At 59.4% G+C, this 16,009-nt stretch carries 14 protein-coding genes and 1 tRNA gene; 1 reads left to right on the forward strand and 14 read right to left on the reverse strand.

The genetic code is table 11. The annotated features are described in order from the left end of the window. Positions 1–19: 19 nt before the first annotated feature. The 7 genes from dnaB to rnr all read right to left on the reverse strand — a co-directional run bounded on the left by dnaB (position 20) and on the right by rnr (position 7,187). Entirely contained in the window at positions 20–1,417 is a 1,398-nt protein-coding gene (dnaB, locus tag AC0IW7_RS06885; protein WP_122451570.1) for a replicative DNA helicase, read from the reverse strand. A gap of 121 nt (positions 1,418–1,538) precedes the next feature. After that, positions 1,539–1,985 carry a 50S ribosomal protein L9 gene (rplI, locus tag AC0IW7_RS06890; RefSeq protein ID WP_122491944.1) on the reverse strand — a complete coding sequence of 149 codons (447 nt, stop codon included), beginning with the start codon at positions 1,983–1,985 and terminating at the stop codon, positions 1,539–1,541. Positions 1,986–2,006: 21 nt separating this feature from the next. Then, positions 2,007–2,897, reverse strand: a complete 891-nt coding sequence (locus tag AC0IW7_RS06895; protein ID WP_471816647.1) for a hypothetical protein — start codon at positions 2,895–2,897, stop codon at positions 2,007–2,009. A gap of 36 nt (positions 2,898–2,933) precedes the next feature. Next, the gene (gene rpsR / locus AC0IW7_RS06900) at positions 2,934–3,164 is read right to left on the reverse strand and encodes a 30S ribosomal protein S18 (RefSeq protein ID WP_002551829.1); all 231 of its coding nucleotides are present in this window, start codon (positions 3,162–3,164) and stop codon (positions 2,934–2,936) included. 28 nt (positions 3,165–3,192) lie between these two features. Continuing rightward, entirely contained in the window at positions 3,193–3,618 is a 426-nt protein-coding gene (gene rpsF, locus AC0IW7_RS06905; RefSeq protein ID WP_122451573.1) for a 30S ribosomal protein S6, read from the reverse strand. 270 nt (positions 3,619–3,888) lie between these two features. After that, entirely contained in the window at positions 3,889–4,647 is a 759-nt protein-coding gene (rlmB, locus tag AC0IW7_RS06910) for a 23S rRNA (guanosine(2251)-2'-O)-methyltransferase RlmB (protein WP_471816649.1), read from the reverse strand. Continuing rightward, positions 4,644–7,187, reverse strand: a complete 2,544-nt coding sequence (gene rnr, locus AC0IW7_RS06915; RefSeq protein ID WP_471816651.1) for a ribonuclease R — start codon at positions 7,185–7,187, stop codon at positions 4,644–4,646. Before rnr ends, rlmB begins: the two co-directional genes overlap by 4 nt. 210 nt (positions 7,188–7,397) lie before the next feature. Between rnr and AC0IW7_RS06920 the strand changes: the two genes are divergently transcribed. After that, positions 7,398–7,484: transfer RNA gene (locus AC0IW7_RS06920), tRNA-Leu, on the forward strand. Between the two features lie 132 nt (positions 7,485–7,616). On the opposite strand, the gene AC0IW7_RS06925 is transcribed toward AC0IW7_RS06920, so the two are convergent. From AC0IW7_RS06925 to hflX, 7 genes are all read right to left on the reverse strand, one after another. Beyond that, a complete protein-coding gene (locus AC0IW7_RS06925) occupies positions 7,617–9,551 on the reverse strand; it encodes a methyl-accepting chemotaxis protein (RefSeq protein ID WP_471816653.1) in 1,935 nt (644 codons plus the stop codon). A 163-nt stretch (positions 9,552–9,714) separates the two neighbouring features. Beyond that, positions 9,715–11,007 carry an adenylosuccinate synthase gene (locus AC0IW7_RS06930; protein WP_463384056.1) on the reverse strand — a complete coding sequence of 431 codons (1,293 nt, stop codon included), beginning with the start codon at positions 11,005–11,007 and terminating at the stop codon, positions 9,715–9,717. Between the two features lie 50 nt (positions 11,008–11,057). Beyond that, positions 11,058–12,245: an ATP phosphoribosyltransferase regulatory subunit gene (locus AC0IW7_RS06935; protein WP_471816654.1), complete on the reverse strand. Its 1,188-nt coding sequence runs from the start codon at positions 12,243–12,245 to the stop codon at positions 11,058–11,060. Positions 12,246–12,277: 32 nt separating this feature from the next. Next, the gene (locus AC0IW7_RS06940) at positions 12,278–12,463 is read right to left on the reverse strand and encodes a DUF2065 domain-containing protein (protein WP_471816655.1); all 186 of its coding nucleotides are present in this window, start codon (positions 12,461–12,463) and stop codon (positions 12,278–12,280) included. A gap of 110 nt (positions 12,464–12,573) precedes the next feature. Continuing rightward, positions 12,574–13,443, reverse strand: coding sequence for a protease modulator HflC (hflC, locus tag AC0IW7_RS06945; RefSeq protein WP_471816656.1), 870 nt, complete (start codon positions 13,441–13,443; stop codon positions 12,574–12,576). Then, on the reverse strand, positions 13,443–14,609 hold the full coding sequence (gene hflK, locus AC0IW7_RS06950) for an FtsH protease activity modulator HflK (RefSeq protein ID WP_471816658.1): 1,167 nt from the start codon (positions 14,607–14,609) through the stop codon (positions 13,443–13,445). Before hflK ends, hflC begins: the two co-directional genes overlap by 1 nt. Before the next feature lie 96 nt (positions 14,610–14,705). Then, positions 14,706–16,007 (reverse strand): ribosome rescue GTPase HflX, encoded by a 1,302-nt coding sequence (hflX, locus tag AC0IW7_RS06955; RefSeq protein WP_463384058.1) that lies wholly within the window; start codon positions 16,005–16,007, stop codon positions 14,706–14,708. Positions 16,008–16,009: the final 2 nt, after the last annotated feature.

Genomic DNA, 16,009 nt, shown 5'->3' on the forward strand with positions numbered 1-16,009 from the left:
AGAACGTCGCGCAGTAGGTCTACTCGTCGTCGTCGAAGTTGTAGCTGCCGGGGGCTAGATTCTCGAATCTTGTGTATTTGCCCAAGAACGCGAGTCGAATAAAGCCAATCGGACCGTTCCGCTGCTTGCCGATGATGATTTCGGCCACGCCTTTGTGTTCGGTTTCGGGGTGATACACCTCGTCCCGGTACACGAACATGATCACGTCGGCGTCCTGCTCGATGGCGCCGGATTCACGCAAGTCGGAGTTCACTGGGCGCTTGTTGGGGCGTTGTTCCAGGGAGCGGTTGAGCTGGGACAGCGCGACCACGGGGCAGTTGAATTCCTTGGCCAGGGCTTTCAAGGAACGGGAAATTTCCGAAATCTCGTTGGTCCGGTTGTCGCCGCTGGAGCCTGGGATCTGCATCAGTTGCAGGTAGTCGATCATGATCAGGCCGACGTCGCCGTGTTCACGCACCAGACGACGGGTTCGCGCACGCATTTCCGAAGGGCTGATGCCGGCAGTGTCGTCGATAAAAAGCTTGCGGTCGTTGAGCAGGTTGACCGCCGAGGTCAGGCGCGGCCAGTCGTCATCGTCGAGCTGACCGGAACGCACTTTGGTCTGATCGATACGGCCGAGGGAGGACAGCATACGCATCATCAGCGATTCGCCTGGCATCTCGAGCGAGTACACCAGAATCACCTTGTCGCTGCGCAGTACGGCGTTTTCCACCAGGTTCATGGCGAAGGTGGTTTTACCCATCGACGGACGACCGGCGACGATGATCAGGTCCGAGGGCTGCAGGCCGCTGGTTTTGTCGTCGAGGTCGGTGAAGCCGGTGGACAGACCGGTGATGCCTTCGCCGGTATTGAACAGCTCGTCGATGCGGTCGATGGCTTTGGTCAGCAACGCGTTCACGCCAACCGGGCCGCCGGTTTTGGGCCGCGCCTCGGCGATCTGGAAGATCTGCCGCTCCGCTTCATCGAGAATTTCGGCGGCTTGCCGGCCTTGCGGGTTGAAGGCGCTGTCGGCGATTTCGGTGCTGATGCCGATCAACTGGCGCAATGTGGCGCGCTCACGAACGATCTGCGCATAGGCCTTGATGTTGGCCACCGACGGGGTGTTTTTCGCCAGCTCACCGAGGTAAGCCAGACCACCGGTTTGCGAGGTCTGGCCTTCTTTGTCGAGTTGCTCGGAGAGCGTGACGACGTCGAACGGCGAGTTTTGGTCGGCCAGCTTGGCGATGGCGCGGAAAATCAGGCGGTGGTCATGGCGATAGAAGTCACCGTCCGAAACCTGGTCCAGCACCCGCTCCCAGGCGTTATTGTCGAGCATCAAACCACCGAGCACGGCCTGTTCGGCCTCGATGGAATGGGGCGGGACCTTTAGCGCAGCGGTTTGCAGGTCGAACTGTTCGGGATCGGAAATATCGTTCATGGCCACACGGAATCAGGAATGCAAAACAGGGAATACAGAAAGACAAAGGGCACGATCTGCGAGTGCAGATCGTGCCCGATGTAAACCGCTCACACCAGAGGTGCGGGGCGATTGGCGTTACTTAAGCAGCTACCACGACAACGCGGACAGTGGCTTCAACGTCGGAGTGCAGGTGCACCGCTACGTCGAATTCGCCCACGTTACGGATGGTACCGTTCGGCAGACGCACTTCCGATTTAGCCACTTCCACGCCAGAGGCGGTCAGGGCGTCGGCGATGTCGTGAGTACCGATGGAACCGAACAGCTTGCCTTCATCACCAGCGGTGGCAGTGATGGTCACTTCCAGCTCAGCCAGTTGAGCAGCACGAGCTTCAGCCGAAGCTTTCTTCTCGGCAGCCAGTTTTTCCAGCTCTGCACGACGCTCTTCGAACGCAGCAACGTTCGCAGCGGTAGCGGCAGTTGCTTTGCCTTGCGGCAGCAGGAAGTTACGGCCGTAACCAGCCTTAACATTCACTTTGTCGCCCAGGTTGCCCAGGTTGGCGATTTTTTCCAGCAGGATGACTTCCATTTGGGTCTTACCTCTTAACTTTTAACCTTCACCGTTCGCGGGGCCGGCACCGTTGCGTGCGTGGCGTCCGCGAAAATCAATCAGACTGTCGACAATGGCCAGAGCCACCAGTAACGGATAAATCAGCTGCATAAACAGCAGCAGGCCTATGTACATCCCGACCAGCCAGAACTTGCCCAGTCGTCCCACAAAAACCAGCCCGTGCAACAAGGCCAATCCTGCAAACGCCAGCGGTACGCTGCACAGCGGTGTAAGCATGGCCAATTGCGGTCCAATGTTCGGACCCAGCAGCATGCACACCAACAGCCCCATCGCCAACGCTCGCGGCAGTCGCAAGGCGCGAAACTCGAGCCCGAAACCACCAGGGTTGTACAACGCAGCCTGCCAATAACGCCCGAGAATCAGGCATAGCAGACTGACGATTTGCAGCACAGACGCCAGCAATCCTGTCAGCACCGGCACTAGCAAGGCATCCAGTCGAGCCCGTTCTTCCACCGGCAATTGCTGGTGGAGTTCCCCGAGGGCCTGCGGCAGGAGTTTCTGCAACTCCGCCGCCACCGCTTCGAGAAATTCACGGTACTGCGAACCCAATACCCAACCGTATACCAAGCCCAAAGCCACGCTGCACAACAGCACCCGGTTCCACGACCCACCAGCGCGCAACACCAGCGCCAGACCCAGCGCGCCCAGCAACACCAATAAGGTGCGCGGTTCGCCGAAGTACCACCAGACCATCGCTGGCAGCAGAGCCCAAACCAGAACGCCAGCAGCGTCCTTCAAACCACGCCGCAGTAGCACAAGGCAACCTGCAGCAGCACTCAACCAGAACAACAGCGGCAATGCCGCACTACCCACCACCACAAGAGTGGCTTGCATGCGACCGCGCATGATGAACTCAGCAACTGCGCGCATGCGATTTATCCCTTACTACGTATCGACCTTCCGGTCTCAGCGGCCGTGGCTGTCGGTGTAGGCGAGCAGGGCCAGGAAGCGGGCGCGCTTGATAGCGGTAGCCAGCTGACGCTGATAACGAGCCTTGGTACCGGTGATACGGCTTGGAACGATTTTGCCGGTTTCAGAAACGTAGGCTTTCAGCGTGTTGAGATCTTTGTAATCGATCTCCTTCACGTCTTCAGCGGTGAAACGGCAGAATTTACGACGACGGAAGAAACGTGCCATGAGATTGGCTCCTCAATAGATCCGTGGATTACTCGTCAGCGTTATCGCTGTCGCTGTTGTCGTTGTCATCGTTGTCGCCATCGATGGAATCGGCTTCAGGACGGTCACGACGCTCGCGGCGCTCGCTGCGGTTTTCTTCAGCCTTGAGCATCTCGGACTGGCCAGTTACGGCTTCGTCGCGACGGATGACCAGGTTACGGATCACGGCATCGTTGTAACGGAAGTTGTCTTCCAGCTCAGCCAGGGCTTTGCCGGTGCATTCAACGTTCAGCATCACGTAGTGAGCCTTGTGAACATTGTTGATTGCGTAGGCCAGTTGACGACGGCCCCAGTCTTCCAGGCGGTGAATTTTGCCGCCGTCTTCTTCGATCAGCTTGGTGTAACGCTCAACCATGCCGCCGACTTGCTCGCTCTGGTCCGGGTGAACCAGAAAGATGATTTCGTAATGACGCATAAATGCTCCTTACGGGTTGTAGCCTGCCGCTTAGCGCGGTCAGACAAGGAGTGAATGACACTGTTAGCTCACCAGACAAAAGGGCACGTATGCGCCTGCCGTCACGGCAAGGGGCGCAATTGTAGAGAAGGGGGCTGGGTGGCGCAAGGCAATTGGTGATTATTTGAACAGTTGCCAGAGAGGCAGAGAAACCTGTAGGAGCGGCTTCAGCAGCGATGCCTTTTATCCAAAAGCATCGCGGCTAAAGCCGCTCCCACAGGCGGTGCAGCGTTATTTCCCGGCCTTGGCCTTCACGCCGCGCTGGCGCATGGCTTCGAACAGGCAGACGCCTGTGGCTACCGAGACGTTAAGACTGCTGACGCTACCCGCCATCGGCAGGCGCACCAGGTAATCGCAGTGCTCGCGGGTCAAGCGGCGCATGCCCTTGCCTTCAGCACCCATGATCAGGATGGTCGGACCGGTCAGATCCTGCTCGTACAATTCCTGCTCGGCTTCGCCAGCCGTGCCGACGACCCAGAGCCCGCGCTGCTGGAGTTTTTCCAACGTGCGGGCAAGGTTGGTCACCGCCACCAATGGAATCACCTCCGCCGCGCCGCATGCCACTTTGCGCACGGTGGGGTTGAGCGTTGCGGATTTATCTTTCGGCACGATCACGGCCAACGCGCCGGCGGCATCGGCGGTGCGAAGGCAGGCGCCAAGGTTGTGCGGATCGGTTACGCCATCAAGCACGAGCAACAGCGGATGGCCTTCGCTGCGATCGAGCAACTCATCGAGCATCGCCTCGCCCCACACCTGACTGGGGCTCACTTCCGCGACCACGCCCTGATGCACGCCTTCAACCCAGGCGTCCATTTCGCGGCGCTCGGCTTGCCCGACCGCTACGCGCGATTGAGCCGCCAATTCCAGCAATACCTGGACGCGCGGATCATTGCGCCCTTCAGCGAGCCAGATCTGTTTGACGCGCTTGGGATGGTGCCGCAGCAAGGCTTCTACGGCGTGCACACCGTAGATTTTTTCCAACTGACTCATGCTTTACCCTTTGGCTTGCGAGCGCCGCCGCTTTTGCTCGGTGCTGCAGCGCCAGCCTTCGGCGGGCCTTTGCGATGCGTGCTGGGCTTGGCACTTTTGCCAGCGGTGCTGGCCTTGCCTTTGCTTTTCGCTTCAGCGAGCAACGCGCTTTTCACTTCGCGGCTGCGCTTGACGTCAGCGCTGCCGGAAGTAGGTGCTGCGTTCGCCTTCTCAGCACGCTCACGCGCACCGCCTTTGGCCGCCGTCGATGTGCGGCCCTTACGGCCGATTGGCGCATCGATAGTGGCTTGCGCAAGCTCGAAGTCGATTTTGCGTTCGTCCAGATCAACGCGCATGACTTTGACGTCGATGCTGTCGCCGAGACGGAAGCTGCGGCCAGTGCGCTCGCCCGCCAGACGGTGGTGAACCGGGTCGAAATGGTAGTAGTCGCCCGGCAAGGCGGTGACGTGCACCAGGCCTTCGACGTAGATGTCTTTGAGCTCAACAAACAAGCCAAAACCGGTCACAGCCGTGATCACGCCCGGGAAGCTTTCGCCCACGCGGTCTTTCATGAATTCGCACTTGAGCCAGTTCACTACGTCACGGGTGGCTTCGTCGGCGCGGCGTTCGGACAACGAGCACTGCTCGCCCAATTGCTCTAGCGCGGGTTCGTCGTACGGATAAATGCGCGCTTTCGGAATCATCATTGCGCCGGCGCGCTTAACGTGCGGCGTGTCCATCTTCGAGCGAATGACGCTGCGAATGGCGCGGTGCGTAAGCAAATCCGGGTAACGACGAATCGGCGAGGTGAAGTGCGTGTACGCCTCGTAATTCAGGCCGAAGTGGCCCTGGTTATCGGCGCTGTAAACCGCCTGGCTCAACGAGCGCAACATAACGGTTTGAATCAGGTGGTAATCCGGCCGTTCGCGAATGCCTTCCAGCAACGCTTGGTAGTCCTTGGGCGACGGACCTTCTTTGGATTTGCCGCGTTGCAGCGATAAGCCCAGCTCGCCGAGGAATGCTTTGAGCTTTTCCAAACGCTCCGGCGGCGGGCCATCGTGCACGCGATACAGCGCAGGAATCTCATGCTTCTTAAGGAACTCGGCGGTGGCCACGTTGGCGGCCAGCATGCATTCCTCGATCAGCTTGTGAGCGTCGTTACGAGTGGTAGGACGGATCTCAGCGATCTTACGGCCGGAGCCGAAGATGATGCGGGTTTCCTGGGTTTCGAAATCGATGGCGCCGCGCTCATGGCGAGCAGCCAGCAGCACCTGATACAGCGAGTACAGCTGCTTGAGGTGCGGCACAACGTCGGCGTACTCGGTACGCAGGGCTTTCGCTTCAGCGCTTTTCGGCGTTTCGAGAATGGCGCTGACCTTGTTGTAGGTCAGGCGCGCGTGGGAGTGGATGACCGCTTCGTAGAACTGATAGTCGGTCATCTTGCCGGTCTTGGAGATGCTCATCTCGCAGACCATCGCCAAGCGGTCGACCTTCGGATTCAACGAGCAAAGGCCGTTCGACAGCTCTTCCGGCAGCATCGGTATTACGCGCTCGGGGAAGTACACCGAGTTGCCGCGCACTTGCGATTCGTCGTCCAGTGCCGAGCCGATTTTCACGTAGTGGGAAACGTCGGCGATGGCCACGTAAAGCTTCCAGCCACCAGAGAACAGGCGCCAGTTGCTGCCGTTCTTTTCACAGTAAACCGCATCGTCGAAGTCGCGGGCGTCTTCACCGTCGATGGTTACGAACGGAAGGTGACGCAGGTCGATGCGCTTTTCTTTGTCCTTCTCTTCCACTTCAGGCTTGAGCTTGGCGGCTTCTTTGAGCACTGCTTCAGGCCAGACGTGGGGAATGTCGTAGCTGCGCAGCGCCACGTCGATTTCCATGCCCGGCGCCATATAGTTGCCGACCACTTCAACCACGTCGCCCTGAGGCTGGAAGCGCGGCGTTGGCCAATGGGTAATCTTCACCTCAACGAACTGGCCTTGTTTGGCGCTCGCGTTGCGACCCGGCGTGACCAGCACTTCTTGCTGGATTTTCGGATTGTCTGCGACGACAAATCCGATGCCGCTTTCTTCGTAGTAGCGACCAACGATGGTTTCGTGGGCGCGGGAAATGACTTCCACTACCGCACCTTCACGACGACCACGGCGGTCAAGGCCGGTGACGCGCGCTAGGGCACGGTCGCCATCGAAGACCAGACGCATCTGAGCAGGACTCAGGAAAAGATCGTCACTACCGTCATCCGGAATCAGGAAACCGAAGCCATCGCGGTGACCGCTGATGCGACCGAGGATCAGGTCCAGCTTGTCGACCGGCGCATACGTGCCACGACGGGTGTAGATCAACTGGCCGTCACGCTCCATAGCGCGCAGACGACGGCGCAAGGCTTCGAGTTGTTCTTCCGTGGTGAGGCCGAACTCTTCTACCAACTGCTCGCGGTTGGCTGGCGAACCGCGATCCGCCAGATGCTGAAGAATCAGCTCACGACTTGGGATAGGGTTTTCGTATTTTTCCGCTTCACGAGCGGCCTCGGGATCGAGGGATTGCCAATCGGCCATTAGAGAGGGTTCGCCTTATCTATATAGAGAAGTAAGTGTCTTGCGCCTATTGAAGCGCGAAAACGCTATCTTGGTCTGCTCACGTGAACGAATAAAGTTTTTTTTCACATCAGGGGTTTACAACATTCAAACTGGTCCGTATATTTCGCGCCCACAACGACGGCAAACGTTGTTGTAGTTGAAAGTACTTGAGCAATCAACGAACTCAACGCCCAGGTGGCGGAATTGGTAGACGCACTAGGTTCAGGTCCTAGCGATGGCAACATCGTGGAAGTTCGAGTCTTCTCCTGGGCACCAATTTAGACTGAGGTACTACCAACCTCAGCAACAAAAAGACCGGCTTAGGCCGGTTTTTTTGTGCCTGCGATTTGGCCAATGGCGAGCGTTAAGGAAGCCGGGAACATCCCGACTCCTTTAACGCAGGCGCCGTTAAACGCGGAACTGACCCAGGCTGGATTTCAACCGCGAAGCCAACCCATCCAGCACACGACCGCTCGCCGCTGTCGCCGCACCCGCTTCCGCAGCGCGCTGCGCTTCAGCGTGGATAACTTCCACGCGCCCCCTTACGGCATCGGCGCCCTCAGCTTGATGCGCGGCCGCCTGAGTGGCCGCCTTGATTGCGGCATGAACGTCATCCACCGCCGCCTGCACCGACAACTGCAACCGCTCGCTATCACGCAACGCAGCCAAACCTTCATTGGCCTGCTGACCCGCACGACCAATCACCGACACCGCCTCACGTGCACCTTGCTGAAGAGCAGTGATATGCGACTGGATATCACCCGTGGACTGCTGCGTCTTACTGGCCAGCGCGCGCACCTCGTCCGCCACCACAGCGAAGCCGCGACCGGTCTCGCCCGCACGCGCCGCTTCGATTGCCGCGTTGAGCGCCAACAGGTTGGTTTGCTCGGCGATGCCATGAATGACGGTCAACACCATCTCGATCTGCTCACTCTGGCGAGCCAAGCGCTCGATGACTGCCGAACCGGCATCAACGCGCGACACCAGCTCTTCAATCAAGGCGCCGACTTTCGTGGCGATTACGGCGTTCTCGTTGGCGTCTTGACGAATCGACACCACGCGCTGCAAGGCCGCCTGCATAGCGCGACTTTCAGCCTGCGCATCTCCAGCCATCACCGCCAACGCCTCGAGACTGCCCGCCACTTCATCACGCTGGCGCTCAGCCGCCGCTTCGGCCGCAACACTGCGAGTGGCCAGACCTTTGATTTCCACACCGGTACTCACTGCGACCTCACCCGCCTCACGCACGATCGGCTGCAATTTCTCGACGAAGCGATTTACGGCAATGGCCATGTCGCCGATTTCGTCGCGACTGGTGACTTCAATGCGACGAGTCAAATCGCCCTCGCCGGCCGCCAGATCGTTCAGCGCGGCGATCTGCAGATGCAGCTTGCTCACCACCCGCCGTCCCAGCACGATCGCCAGCGTCAGCAGTACGCACAAGCCCACCAACGCCAGGCCCAAACCGATCCGCCATTTCAGCGTGGCTGCCGATTGCTGAACGGAGGTGCGAGCGCCTTCGGCCATACCGGCCGTTTCGGTTTGTGCCGCTTTCAGCCGCGCAGTCAAAGCGGCGGTACTTTCAGTAGCAGCGCCGGACAAGCTGTCGGCGACCAGCTGATCGCCACTGGCAATCAGCGCGGAGAAGCGCTTGTCGAGCGCCACCAGCTGCTGCTCGACCGAAGACGTGGAAACGCCCATGAGCACTTTGCCGATTTCCACGCCGTTAGGGCTGATGGGCGCTTCGATTAGGTATACAGATTTGTCGTTACGGGCGGCGTTGAGCACCTTGTCCAGCGCCCGCTCACCCTCGCCTTTTTCCATCAGCGCTTTGATCAGCGGATTTTCTCGGTTGAGGTAGCGAGTCAGATGCTGACCTTGCGCATCGTCGTATACAACGAACAGCACGTTCGGATTGCGCTGCGCACGCCGAGCGAATTCGGAGAGTGCCGGGCCGTCGTTGTCCCACATCGCACGGGGCGCCACAGCCGCCAACAGCTGCGCCATGTCGTTGGCTGAGTCCTTGAGGTTCTGTTCGAGCGCAGCGCGCATTTGCGCTTGCTCTTCTTTAAGGCGCCCGGACAAACCGGCGGCCAGGCGCTCGCGGGTGCGTGTAGATAAGGTGCCCAGGCCCGAAGACAGTTCGCGCCCCGCCTCCTCCAATTCGGACTCAAGCCGCTGGGTGTCCGAACCCAGGCGCGTGCCCAGATCGACCTCCAGCGCACCGACCGTGCTCCGAGTTAGTGCAACGGCCACCAGGACCTGCACCAGCAGTGCAATTCCGAGTGCAATGAAGACCGGGCGCAGCAAGCGGCTACGCAAGAGAGAAACGATGGCTGACACGACAAACCTCCAATATCCGTCACCTGATGTGACGGCAACTGCTGGGATAACTTGAGCACAGCAAGGGCCATGCCGCTACACCTGACCAGACGCTCAGAAACGAAAAAGGGCCGCCAATTGGCGACCCTTTTTCGTTAACCGTCGTAAGCGACGGCGCTAGCCCTTAGGCGAACGGGTGACGCAATACGATGGTTTCGTTGCGGTCCGGGCCGGTGGAGATGATGTCGATCGGCGCGCCGACCAACTCTTCCACGCGCTTGATATAGGCGCGGGCATTAGCCGGCAACTCATCCAAGCTCTTGGCGCCCAGCGTCGACTCGCTCCAGCCCGGCACTTCTTCGTACACCGGCTCCAGGCCGATGTAGCTGTCAGCGTCAGTCGGGGCGTCGATCACCGCGCCGTTTTCGTTTTTGTAACCCACGCAGATGCGGATGGTTTCAAGACCGTCGAGCACGTCCAGCTTGGTCAGGCACAGGCCCGAGATGCTGTTGATTTCGATGGCACGACGCAGGATGACGGCGTCGAACCAGCCGCAACGACGGGCACGGCCGGTGGTGGCGCCGAACTCGTGGCCACGCTTGGCAAGGAACGCACCGACATCGTCGAACAGCTCGGTCGGGAACGGACCCGAGCCAACGCGCGTGGTGTAGGCCTTGGTGATACCGAGGATGTAATCGAGGTACATCGGACCAAAACCCGAACCGGTCGCGATGCCGCCGGCGGTGGTGTTGGAGCTGGTGACGTAGGGGTAGGTGCCGTGGTCGATGTCGAGCAACGAACCCTGGGCGCCTTCGAACATGATGTCTTTGCCGTCGCGGCGCATGTCGTGCAATACGGACGTCACGTCAGCCATCATCGGCTTCAGCAGCTCGGCGTATTCCATGCACTCATCCAGGGTTTTCTGGAAGTCGATGGCCGGCTCTTTGTAGTAATTCACCAGCACGAAGTTGTGATAGTCCAGCAACTCGCCGAGCTTGGCGGCAAAACGCTCGCGGTGGAACAGGTCACCTACGCGCAGACCACGACGGGCCACTTTGTCTTCGTATGCCGGGCCGATGCCGCGACCGGTAGTGCCGATTTTGGCTTCGCCACGGGCGCGCTCACGGGCCTGATCCAGCGCCACGTGGTACGACAGGATCAGCGGGCAGGCCGGGCTGATGCGCAGGCGATCACGCACCGGAACACCCTTCTCTTCCAGCTTGATGATTTCGCGCATCAGGGCGTCAGGTGCAACCACCACGCCGTTGCCGATCAGGCACTGAACGCCGTCACGCAGCACACCCGACGGGATCAGGTGCAAGACGGTTTTTTCGCCGTTGATCACCAGGGTATGACCTGCGTTGTGACCACCCTGGTAGCGAACGACCGCAGCCGCGTGTTCAGTCAGCAGATCAACGATCTTGCCTTTGCCCTCATCACCCCATTGGGTGCCCAGGACGACGACATTCTTACCCATAACACTTGTCCTCTTCGAAGCTTGATGCCGGCAGCAGCCGGCGGAAATCTTTAAACAGCTAACGGCTCAACCTGCCAGCGCCCATCAGCGAGCACTAACTGGCGATCACAGCCCGCCTCGCGCGCGGCAGAAACGTCCTGCCCCGGCAGCGCCTGCACAACGCGCGTGTTTTGCCCGCGCAACTGGCGAACTGCCTTCCATAGATACAAGTCGTGATTGTCTGGCGCCCAAACCCCGGCCTCTGGCTCGTCGAGCTGCATGGAGCCTAGCGTTACCAGGGTTTTCAGGTCGGTCGAAAAACCGGTGGCCGGACGAGCGCGACCGAAGTCAGCGCCGATGTCATCGTAACGGCCGCCTTGCGCGATGGACTGGCCAACACCGGGAACGAACGCGGCGAACACCACACCGGTGTGATAGTGGTAGCCGCGCAACTCGCCGAGGTCAAAGTACAGCGGCACTTCGGGGTAGCGGCGTTCAAGCGTGTCGGCAATGGCGATCAACTCGTCCAGCGCCAGATGCACGTCTTCAGGCGCCTCGACCAGGCAGGCTTGAGCCAGGTCCAGCACTTCGCGCTCGCCGCACAACTCGGCAAGGGCACGCAGCATTTTCTGCAATTCGGTGGGCACGTGCTCAGTGAGCGAAGCCACTTCATCGACGGCTTTTCGCTGCAGCGCATCGAACAGCTGCTGCTCGACTTCGCCAGAAAGACCCGCCGCGCGGGCAAGCCCCCGGTAGATGCCGACATGACCAAGGTCGATATGCACGTCAGGAACGGCGGCAAGCTCGAGCATTTCCAGGAGCAGGCTGATGACTTCCACGTCACTGGCCGGGCTGGCATCGCCGTACAGCTCGGCGCCCAGTTGAATCGGGCTGCGCGAGGTTGTCAGCGCGCGCGGCTGAGCATGCAGCACGCTGCCGGCGTAGCACAGACGGTTCGGGCCTTCGCGACGCAACGTATGCGCATCGATGCGAGCCACTTGCGGCGTGATGTCAGCGCGAAAACCCATCTGCCGACCGGTTTGCGGATCGATCACCTTGAAGGTGCGCAAATCCAGATCCTGGCCCGCGCCGGTGAGCAGCGATTCCAGGTATTCAATATGTGGAGTGACGACGAACTCATAGCCCCAGCGCTGGAACAGATCCAGTACCTGGCGGCGGGCCGCCTCAATGCGCGCCGCTTCCGGCGGCAGTACTTCCTCGATGCCATCTGGCAGCAGCCAGCGGTCTACCGTTGCCATTTCGCCATTCCCCTCGTTGCGGGCGGCAGCCATTAATGAAGCCAGTAAAGGAGGACTGTACCCAGCAACATGCTGGCAAGCCCGATTAGACGTAAGTGACGATCAGGCAGCTGCAACAGCTGCATAAATGTCTCACGCCAACCTCGTGGATATAGGAACGGCAGGATGCCTTCCAGCACCAGCACTAAACACAACGCGATGCCGAGTTCCTGCCACATGGTTCCCACAGACGCAAAAAAGCCGGGAATTTCCCGGCTGACCAATCATAACACGTTTCCCTGACGGGTCACCCCGACGGACGACTAGCGTCCGCCGGAAGCGACTGACATCAAGGTTTCGATTTCTCCAAATAGCGGAAGAAATCGCTGCTTGGATCAAGGACCAATACGTCACGCTTGTCAGCAAAGCTTTCACGATAAGCGCGAAGACTGCGGTAGAAGCCGTAGAACTCTTGGTCCATGCCGTAGGCTTTCGCGTAGATCGCAGACGCTTTTGCATCGCCGTCACCGCGCATTTCTTCCGCCTCGCGATAGGCTTCAGCCAGGATCACACGCTTCTGACGGTCGGCATCGGCACGGATACCTTCTGCCAGCTCCTTGCCTTTAGCGCGGTGCTCGCGCGCTTCGCGCTCACGCTCCGAACTCATACGGTCGAATACGCTGCGGTTAACTTCCTTGGGCAGGTCGATTGCCTTGACGCGAACGTCGACAACTTCGATACCCAACTCCTTCTGCGCAGCCTTATTGAGGGTCGCAGTCACGTCAGCCATTAGCGCATCACGCTCGCCCGACACCGACTCGTGCAGGGTGCGCTTACCGAACTGGTCGCGCAGCGAAGCTTCAAGACGGCGCGACAAACGCTCGTCGGCAATCAACTTGATTCCGGACGTAGCGGTGTAGAAACGCTCAGCATCGAGCACACGCCATTTGGCATAGGCATCGACCATCAGCGCTTTCTTTTCCAGCGTGAGGAAACGCGAAGTGGAGGAGTCCAGCGTCATCAGCCGCGCATCAAATTTGCGCACCTGGTTAACGTACGGAATCTTCACATGAAGGCCAGGCGGCACATCGGTCTGAACGATGCGACCAAACTGCAGCATCACCGCACGCTCGGTTTGCGCCACGATATAGAAGCAATTCCAGCCAACCAGCACAGCGACAATGGCGACGATCAGGACAGCCAGTGATTTATTGCTCATCAGCGAGTCTCCCTTGTCCGCAGATCACGCTGTTGCAAATCAGCATTTACACGCGCGCCCAAATCAGCGGCTGCCGCGTTACTGGAAGCGCCCTGAGCAGGTGCAGCGGCACGGCTTTCGATCATCTTGTCGAGCGGCAGGTAAAGCAGATTGTTCTGCCCTTTCTCGCCGGTCACCAATACTTTGCTGGTGTTGCTCATCAGCTCTTGCATGGTGTCGAGATAGAGACGCTCACGGGTAACTTCAGGGGCCTTGCGGTACTCGGCGACCAACTTGGTAAAGCGATCTGCCTCACCCGTAGCGCGGGAAACCACCTCGTCGCGGTAACCGCTGGCGTCTTCAATTAGGCGCTGGGCCTGACCGCGTGCCTCCGGCACTACGCCGTTGGCATACGACTCAGCCAGATTCTTCTCACGCTGCTCATCTTCACGGGCACGGATAACGTCGTCGAAGGCTTCCTGAACTTCACGCGGCGCAGCAGCGCTCTGCAAGTTCACCTGCGTAACGGTGATACCGGTTTTATAGGTGTCCATGAAACGCTGCAGGCGCTCTTTGACTTCGCTGGCCATCAGTTCACGGCCTTCGGTCAGCACCTGGTCCATTGCGGTGGAACCCACTACATGACGTACCGAGCTGTCGGTGGCCTGCTGCAGGCTCACTTCCGGCTGATCAACGTTGAGCACGAACTCTTGCAGGTTGCTGATCTTGTATTGAACAGTCAGCGGCACCTCGATGATGTTCTCGTCTTCGGTGAGCATCTGCCCTTGCTTGCTGTAAGCACGCTCGCGGGTGACGTTCTCCTGGTACTTGCGATCAATCGGAGGGAAATAGATGTTGAGGCCTGGGCCGACAGTTTCGTAGTACTTACCGAAGCGCAGCACGACGGCTTGCTCCTGCTCGTCGACGACATAGACGGCGCTGTACAGCCAGATGGCTGCCACCACGGCAACGACCACAGCGATAAGGCCAAAGCCACCGCCACCGCCGCCACTGGAACCGCTATCGCTGTCACGTTTTTTACTGCCACCGAACAGTCCGTTCAGACTGTCCTGCAGCTTGCGGAAGGCTTCGTCGAGATCCGGTGGACCTTTGCGGTCACCGCCGCCCTTGCGTCCACCCCAAGGGTCTTGATTATTCGAGTTGCCACCCGGCTCATTCCAAGCCATAGCGCTCTCCATACTGATAAAGCAAAGACGCGCCCACGGCGCGCCCGCCAATGCTACAGATGCCGTCCAGCAGCAGCAAAGCCGCAGTCGCAGGCTTTATTGCAAAGTGTGTTGCTCTAAAAACTCTGACGGTTGCCAGCCTTCACGGCTGATCAAGCGGTTCAATTCAACCCGCGGAACCCGCACAGACAGCAAGCTTGCGCCGTGCTCATCATGCTCTTCGGTTTGCACAACGCCCAACTCAAAAAACTGAGCGCGCAGGCGCCCCAGGCGTTGCGGCAGACACAAGGTGCCGACAAACAAATCATTGCCCAGCAGTTCAGCAACCGCTTGCTCGAGCAAATCCAGGCCACGGCCGTCACGGGCAGAAAGCCAAACGCGTTGCGGGCGCCCCGCTTCGTCACGTTGAATTTGCGGCTCAACGCCTTCCAGCATGTCGAGCTTGTTGTAGACCTCGAGTATCGGCAACTCATCCGCACCGATTTCCGTCAGCACCGCCAACACTTGCTCGATCTGTTGAGTACGGTCGGGTTCGTGAGCGTCGATCACGTGCAGCAGCAAGTCGGAATTGCTCGACTCCTCCAGCGTAGCGCGGAAGGCCTCGACCAGCTTGTGCGGCAGATGACGAATAAAGCCCACGGTGTCGGCCAGCACGATTGGGCCCAAGTCGTCTAATTCAAGACGGCGAAGCGTCGGATCCAAAGTGGCGAACAATTGATCAGCCGCGTACACCTCAGACTGGGTCACGGCGTTGAACAAGGTCGATTTACCGGCGTTGGTGTAACCCACCAATGATACGGAAGGAATATCCGCACGCTTACGGCCGCGACGCGCCTGCTCTCGCTGGCTGCGAACGCGCTCAAGCTTTTGCTTGATCTGCCCGATGCGCACTCTCAGCAAACGACGGTCCGTTTCAAGCTGCGTTTCACCGGGTCCGCGCAGACCGATGCCGCCTTTCTGGCGCTCCAAGTGCGTCCAACCTCGAACCAGGCGGGTGCTCAGGTGATCGAGCTGAGCCAGCTCCACCTGCAACTTACCCTCATGGGTGCGTGCACGTTGGGCGAAAATATCCAGAATCAGCCCCGTACGGTCCAGCACGCGGCACTCGAACACGCGCTCGAGGTTACGTTCCTGGCTAGGGGTGAGGATGTGATTGAAGATAACCAGATCGGCCTGTTCGGCCTTGACCAGGTCGCGTAACTCTTCGACCTTGCCACTGCCAATCAGAAATTTTGCGGTCGGCCGATGACGTGGCACGTTAATGAACGCCACCGTGTCCGCACCCGCCGAATGGGCGAGCTCTTGGAACTCCTGCGGGTCTTCGCGCGCCTCTGGGTCTTGGCCTTCCAGATGAACCAGAATGGCCCGCTCACCACCTTCATGACGCTCGAAGAACAAAG

This window comes from Pseudomonas sp. AC229, assembly GCF_979254655.1.